Consider the following 1474-nt stretch of genomic DNA (forward strand, 5'->3'; position numbering starts at 1 on the left):
GGTGTGCCATCAGCGGCCACAACGGTTCGTGCCATTTCGATCTGTTTGATTGGCAAAGGCCAAATTTTATCTGCTGCTAAAAATAATAACGGCAGCAAAATGACCAAAGACACGAACGTAATGCCTGTGCGACGTAACCATTTTTTCATTGATGGGTGTACCGAAAAAGAAGTAAAATCATAACCACCCGCATAGCGGGTGGTTTGCTCTAGCCCTATAAGGGCTTATTACCGACTGCGCCTAAATGACGCTGCTTTCTCTTCGTTCAAGCTAAGTGTCTTTGCTACTTTGTCTTACCCCTTGAAGGGGTCTATATGCTCTTTCGTACTCAGTTTATCTGACATTAAATCTGACTTTTCTTGCTCTCTGATATACTTCTGAATTGTTGCTTCATTTAACCCTACCGTACTTACATAGTAGCCTTCTGACCAAAACTTTCTATTGCCAAATTTATATTTTAAATTCGCATGTCTATCAAAGATCATCAACGAACTTTTACCCTTCAAATACCCCATAAAGCTTGAAACACTTAACTTTGGGGGAATACTGACTAGCATATGAACATGATCTGGCATCAGATGCCCTTCGATTATTTCAACACCTTTATACTTACAAAGGTCTCGTAATATCTCACCCACACTTGAACGAATATTATTAAAAATCACTTTCCGTCTGAATTTCGGCGAAAAGACGATATGGTATTTACACAGCCACTTTGTATGCGCTGAGCTTTGTGCTTTAATGCCCATAAACACCTTTCCTTATTTAAGTTACGAATATTAGCTTGAACATCTATATCGTAACGGAAAGGTGTTTTTCTTGGTATAACCCTTTGACTCCACCCGCAAAGCAGGTGGTTTTATGTTTAAGACGCTAACGCGACTTAAACTGGCTAAAGCCATAAAAAAAAAAGCCAATGTGTTTCCACATTGGCTTCAATTCGCTTTGGCGATAAACAGCATACTAGAGATACTGTTTATCTGTGCGATTAAAGAAAATTATTTTTTCTTTTTCGCTTTTGCGTTTGGTAAATCAGTAATGCTACCTTCGTAAATCTCAGCAGCCATACTGAATATTGCCTAAGGTAGCAATTACACACTCACGCACCAAACTGGACAGTTAATCACCCAATTAGCCAACAGCGAGTAAGACCATTAATTCAATAAAAGTTTATTGTTTCTTTAATGTATCTCTGGCTTCAATTAATATTGAAATTAGATCATCTAAAGGCATTTTCGCTGTAAAACCGCGGGATAGATCTGAACCAAATAGTTCAACTTCTAAATTGTCTACACCTTTATCTTGATTAATTTCTGCAACCCGCCCCCAATTTAATTGAACTTCTAACGTTAGATTCTCATATTCCATTGGACTTGAAAAAAATAGTTCTAATTTATTATCTTTCATTTTATTGCCTTCTTTGGATCTAACACAGTATTAAATGAGTCATCCGTATTATATCTAATGCCTTTAC

3 protein-coding genes are annotated in these 1474 nt (G+C 37.3%); 1 reads left to right on the top strand and 2 read right to left on the bottom strand.

What is annotated here, in order from left to right:
* A partial coding sequence (locus tag AB0I28_RS39365) for a hypothetical protein (protein WP_357501239.1) occupies positions 1–183 on the top strand: 183 nt, incomplete at its 5' end.
* Between the two features lie 110 nt (positions 184–293).
* Here AB0I28_RS39365 and tnpA read toward each other — a convergent pair.
* Positions 294–749 (bottom strand): IS200/IS605 family transposase, encoded by a 456-nt coding sequence (tnpA, locus tag AB0I28_RS39370; protein ID WP_272680812.1) that lies wholly within the window; start codon positions 747–749, stop codon positions 294–296.
* A gap of 421 nt (positions 750–1170) precedes the next feature.
* Positions 1171–1407, bottom strand: coding sequence for a hypothetical protein (locus AB0I28_RS39375; RefSeq protein WP_206082674.1), 237 nt, complete (start codon positions 1405–1407; stop codon positions 1171–1173).
* Positions 1408–1474: the final 67 nt, after the last annotated feature.

Origin of the sequence: Phytomonospora sp. NPDC050363, from assembly GCF_040655735.1 — a bacterium.
Classification (GTDB): Bacteria; Actinomycetota; Actinomycetes; order Mycobacteriales; family Micromonosporaceae; genus Phytomonospora.

What these genes read in the sequence shown, in the direction of transcription:
- tnpA (WP_272680812.1), bottom strand. Translation starts at nt 749, where the DNA reads ATGGGCATTAAAGCACAAAGCTCAGCGCATACAAAGTGGCTGTGTAAA.
- AB0I28_RS39375 (WP_206082674.1), bottom strand. Translation starts at nt 1,407, where the DNA reads ATGAAAGATAATAAATTAGAACTATTTTTTTCAAGTCCAATGGAATAT.